The sequence below is a fragment of the Nocardioides sp. genome, assembly GCF_036374615.1.
In the GTDB taxonomy this organism is placed as follows: domain Bacteria; phylum Actinomycetota; class Actinomycetes; order Propionibacteriales; family Nocardioidaceae; genus Nocardioides.
The window spans coordinates 1-4849 of record NZ_DASUTK010000001.1; the positions used below are offsets into that span (position 1 = coordinate 1).

General features: G+C 71.3%; 5 protein-coding genes and 1 pseudogene. 5 read left to right on the forward strand and 1 reads right to left on the reverse strand.

Features of this window, described 5'->3' with window-relative positions; translation table 11 throughout:
• Positions 1–670, forward strand: a pseudogene (locus tag VFZ39_RS00005) (hypothetical protein); the annotation flags it as partial.
• Positions 671–728: 58 nt separating this feature from the next.
• Here VFZ39_RS00005 and VFZ39_RS00010 read toward each other — a convergent pair.
• Positions 729–1238 carry a hypothetical protein gene (locus tag VFZ39_RS00010; protein ID WP_330863658.1) on the reverse strand — a complete coding sequence of 170 codons (510 nt, stop codon included), beginning with the start codon at positions 1236–1238 and terminating at the stop codon, positions 729–731.
• Positions 1239–1484: 246 nt separating this feature from the next.
• Here VFZ39_RS00010 and rplU point away from each other — a divergent pair, with 246 nt between their 5' ends.
• The 4 genes from rplU to proB all read left to right on the forward strand — a co-directional run.
• Positions 1485–1793 carry a 50S ribosomal protein L21 gene (gene rplU / locus VFZ39_RS00015; RefSeq protein WP_330863659.1) on the forward strand — a complete coding sequence of 103 codons (309 nt, stop codon included), beginning with the start codon at positions 1485–1487 and terminating at the stop codon, positions 1791–1793.
• Positions 1794–1834: 41 nt separating this feature from the next.
• Positions 1835–2089: a 50S ribosomal protein L27 gene (gene rpmA, locus VFZ39_RS00020; RefSeq protein WP_330863660.1), complete on the forward strand. Its 255-nt coding sequence runs from the start codon at positions 1835–1837 to the stop codon at positions 2087–2089.
• A 125-nt stretch (positions 2090–2214) separates the two neighbouring features.
• Positions 2215–3765, forward strand: a complete 1551-nt coding sequence (gene obgE, locus VFZ39_RS00025; protein ID WP_330863661.1) for a GTPase ObgE — start codon at positions 2215–2217, stop codon at positions 3763–3765.
• The coding region (gene proB / locus VFZ39_RS00030; RefSeq protein WP_330863662.1) for a glutamate 5-kinase at positions 3762–4849 on the forward strand (1088 nt) is incomplete at its 3' end. The genes obgE and proB, both read left to right, overlap by 4 nt.

Sequence of the window (4849 nt, forward strand, 5' to 3'; positions counted from 1 at the left end):
GGGCACGCAGCCCGGGAACGGTCACGGCAACGGAAATGGCCTGAGCAAGCCGCCGTCCCCCAAGGACATCGCGGCGATGGCGCGCCCGCCCCAGGACGACACCATCGAGGACCAGGCAGAGGACCAGGCAGAGGACCAGGCAGAGGACCAGGCCGAGGACCAGGCAGAGGACCAGGCAGAGGACCAGGCAGAGGACCAGGCAGAGGACCGGGCCGAGGACCACGCCGGGCCGGAACCGCAGCCGCTCGCTGGAGACGAGCCCCAGATCGTGTCCCAGGACGAGTCCCAGGTGCAGCCTGAGGAGCCCTCCGCTCCGATCCCCACGGAGGAACCGGAGCAGCCCGAGCAGCCCCCCGCGGCCGAGGAGCCGTCGACGGTCACCGCACCGCAGACCCCGACGCCCGAGGACCCGGCGGAGGAGTCGAAGCCGCTCGAGCCCGCGGCTCCCAAGGTCGTCACGCGCACGCGCCGGCGTAGTGCCAGTCGGCCGGCCGGCCCGCCGGCCGCGGCGTCCAGCGTGCCCTCGATGAACGATGCCCAGCCGCCCGGCGTCGTCGGAGATCCCGCCGACCACGGCGCGGTCGAGCCCGGCACCGCGGCCAGCGAGATCGGCGGCAAGCCGGTGGTGGAGCACGTGCCGGTCAAGAAGCGGGGCTCGCGCAAGCGCTGAGCCCCGCTCCCGCGACGCTCGGTGCTCCGGGTCGGGCTGGCTGAGGTCAGGCCCGGGATCAGGCTGCCGCCGGACGGCCCGTCAGCCAGTCCGTCGACTCTCGCTTCCACAAGAAGAACAAGGTGGCGACCGTGACCACGACCTGGATGACGCCCAGCAGCATGGACACGGCCGGCTGGTCGCCGCCGAGGCCGAGGATGCCCAGCAGCAGGAAGAGCGCGGCCAGCACGGTGTAGACGATCCGCGCCCAGTTCTTGCCCTTGCCGATGAAGAACGCCAGCATCGCGTACAGCCCGACTCCGATCGCCAGGATCAGCACCGTCACCACGATCACGGCAGTGCGGGCAGCGTCCTCGGTCAGCGTGCCCGTCGTGTCGTTGTCCAGAGCGCTGTCCACGGCGTCGTCGAGGTAGAGGAACGACAGCAGCGTCGACAGCACCGTCAGCGCGACCGCCACCCAGATCAGCTTGACCGCCATGTCGATCGAGCTCGGCCGCGGGCCGATCGGCCCCTGGTTCATCGGCGGCTCCGGGCTGGACCCGGCGGGGTACTGCGGGTAGTTCGTCATCGAGGCGCTCCCCTGAGAGTGGATGATGAGAGTGGATGCTGCGAGTGGATGTGCGTCGTCACGCTAGCGGGTCGGGTGCGTCCGCTTCGGGCAGGGATCCCATCAAATTGCAGGTGGGGGGCAGGGTCCGTACTATTGACCCTCGGTGCGCTGACGCGCGCCCGTCTGCCCGGCACCCCGACCTCCCACGCGAGATCGCTGCGTGCCGCAGACAACCAGACGCAAGACGTAACGAAGGAGACCGCGGTGTACGCGATCGTGCGCGCAGGCGCCACCCAGCAGAAGGTCGCTGTCGGCGACGTCATCGAGATCGACAAGGTCTCGACCGCCGTGGGCGACACGCTGACGCTGCCCGTGGTCATGGCCGTCGACGGCGACACCGTCACGACCGACGGGAAGCTGCTCGACAAGGCCTCCGTCACGGTCGAGGTGCTCGGCGCCACCAAGGGCCCGAAGATCGTGATCCAGAAGTTCAAGAACAAGACCGGCTACAAGAAGCGCCAGGGTCACCGCCAGAAGTACACCCAGGTCAAGGTCACCGACATCTCCCTCTGAGGGCTCGACGAACACCCTCGGACTAGCGAAGGACAACTGCCATGGCACACAAGAAGGGCGCGGCCTCGACCAAGAACGGTCGCGACTCCAACTCTCAGCGTCTCGGCGTCAAGCGGTTCGGCGGCCAGGCCGTCAACGCCGGTGAGATCCTCGTGCGGCAGCGCGGCACGCACTTCCACCCCGGCACCGGCGTGGGCCGTGGTGGCGACGACACCCTGTTCGCGCTGGTCGCCGGCGCGGTCGAGTTCGGCACCCGTCGGGGTCGCCGCGTCGTAAACATCGTCCCCGGTGAGTAGCTGACGCTCACACCACCACCGTGACCGAAGGGCGTCCCTGATCGGGGGCGCCCTTCGTCGTACTCACAGCAGTCGCACACAGCAGTCGCACACACAGCAGTCCTACGCAGACCAGAGAGGCTCCGATGGCCATCCCCAGCTTCGTCGACCGGGTGACGCTCCACGTCGCCGCCGGCCGCGGCGGGAACGGCGTCGCCTCCGTGCACCGCGAGAAGTTCAAGCCACTGGGCGGTCCCGACGGGGGCAACGGTGGGCCGGGTGGCTCCGTGATCCTGCGGGTCGACCCCGATGTCACGACGCTGCTCGACTACCACCACAGCCCCAAGCGGCGCGCGGAGCCCGGTGGGCACGGCGCGGGTGGGCACCGCAACGGCGCGCACGGTGCCGACCTGGTGCTGCCGGTCCCCGACGGCACGGTGGTCTCGGACCCGATGGGACGGGTGCTGGCCGACCTGGTCGGCCCCGGCACGGAGCTGGTCTTGGCCCAGGGCGGGCGCGGCGGTCTGGGAAACGCCGCACTGGCGTCGTCGAAGCGCAAGGCGCCGGGCTTCGCGCTGCTCGGTGAGCCCGGGGAGGAGCTCGAGATCGTCCTCGAGCTCAAGGTGGTCGCCGACGTGGGGCTGGTCGGCTACCCGAGCGCCGGGAAGTCCAGCCTGATCGCCGCGATCTCGCGGGCCCGGCCCAAGATCGCCGACTACCCGTTCACGACCCTGGTCCCCAACCTCGGTGTGGTGACCGCAGGAGACACCACCTTCACCGTCGCCGACGTGCCGGGCCTGATCGAGGGTGCCAGCGAGGGCCGCGGTCTTGGTCATGACTTCCTGCGCCACATCGAGCGGTGTGCAGCGCTCGTTCACGTCATCGACACCGCGACCATGGAGCCTGGTCGCAACCCGGTCGACGACCTGGACGTGATCGAGAACGAGCTGAGCCGTTACGGCGGGCTGGAGGACCGGCCGCGTCTGGTCGCCCTCAACAAGATCGACGTCCCGGACGGTCGTGACCTCGCCGACATCGTGCTCGAGGACCTCGTCGCGCGAGGACTTCGGGTGTTCCCCGTCTCTGCGGCGTCGGGGGAGGGGCTGCGCGAGCTGACGTTCGCGATGGCCGGGATCGTCGAGGCCGCTCGAGCCGAGCGGCCCACGGCCGAGGCCACCCGGGTCGTGCTGCGGCCCGAGGGCGTCGGGGGCGGTGACGCGTTCACGGTCAAGCAGACCGGCGAGGGCTGGCGCGTGCGCGGGGAGAAGCCCGAGCGGTGGGTCCGGCAGACGGACTTCAGCAACGACGAGGCGGTCGGCTTCCTCGCGGACCGGCTCAACCGGCTCGGTGTCGAGTCGAAGCTGCTCGAGCTCGGAGCGGTCGAGGGCGACACCGTGCTGATCGGCCACCCCGACGACGCCGTCGTCTTCGACTTCAAGCCCGGCCTCGACGCTGGCGCCGAGAACCTCGCCCGCCGGGGCGAGGACTCTCGCTTCGACGAGTCGCGTCCGGCCGCGCGCCGGCGGCGTGAGATCGAGGAACGGATGGCCGACCGCGGCGAGAGCGAGACCCGGGCCGACGTCGCCCGCCGGCTGCGCGATCAGGCGGGCCGCTCCGGCGGCCCCACGTCGTACGAGATCGGTGGCGCCGACGACCCGGACCGCCTCGAGGATCCCGACAGCACGGACGAGTCGTGACCCGCTCCGCCGTCATCGACGCCCGGCGAGTGGTCGTGAAGGTCGGCTCGTCGTCGCTGACCACCGCGGCGGGCGGCATCGACCCTGCGCGGGTACGGCGACTGGTCGGCGTGCTGGCCGCGACCCGTGCGCGCGGTGTCGAGGTGGTGCTGGTCTCCTCCGGCGCGATCGCCGCGGGGTTGGCGCCGCTCGGGCTCGAGACGCGCCCGCGCGCACTGCCGGCCCAGCAGGCAGCCGCCTCGGTCGGGCAGGGACTGCTCGTCCACCGCTACACAGAGGAGCTCGCCCGCCACGGAGTGACCACGGGACAGGTGCTGCTGACCGTCGACGACGTCACGCGCCGCTCGCACTACCGCAACGCCTACCAGACCCTCGCCAAGCTGCTCGAGCTCGGCGTGCTCCCGATCGTCAACGAGAACGACACGGTCGCCACCAGCGAGATCCGGTTCGGGGACAACGACCGGTTGGCCGCCCTCGTGGCGCATCTCGTGCACGCCGAGCTGCTGGTGCTGCTCAGCGACGTGGACGGCCTCTACGACGGCAACCCGACCCGGCCGGGCGCCACGCTGGTGTCCGAGGTGTCGGCCGACGACGATCTGTCGTGGGTGCGGATCGGCAAGACCGGTGCCGCCGGGCTGGGCAGCGGTGGGATGCAGACGAAGGTCGAGGCGGCGCGGATCGCCGGTGGCGCCGGCATCCCCGTCGTCCTCACCGGTGCCGGGCACGCCGCCGCCGCGCTCGCGGGTGAGCCGGTCGGCACGCTGTTCCACCCGACTGGCAAACGGCGACCCACCCGGCTGCTCTGGCTGGCCCACGCGACCGAGCCCAAGGGGAAGCTGGTGCTCGACGACGGCGCCGTACGGGCCGTGACCGAGCGCCGCGCGTCCCTGCTCGCCGCGGGCATCACCGGGGTGACCGGGAGCTTCGTGGCCGGTGACCCGGTCGACCTCACCGATCCGGATGGCCGACCCGTCGCGCGCGGTCTGGTCAACTTCGACGCCGAGGAGATCCCGGCCCTGTTCGGCCGCTCGACCCGCGAGCTGAAGCGCGAGCTCGGTGCGGCGTACGAGCGTGAGGTCGTGCA

What these genes read in the sequence shown, in the direction of transcription:
- rpmA (WP_330863660.1), top strand. Translation starts at nt 1,835, where the DNA reads ATGGCACACAAGAAGGGCGCGGCCTCGACCAAGAACGGTCGCGACTCC.
- VFZ39_RS00010 (WP_330863658.1), bottom strand. Translation starts at nt 1,238, where the DNA reads ATGACGAACTACCCGCAGTACCCCGCCGGGTCCAGCCCGGAGCCGCCG.
- obgE (WP_330863661.1), top strand. Translation starts at nt 2,215, where the DNA reads ATGGCCATCCCCAGCTTCGTCGACCGGGTGACGCTCCACGTCGCCGCC.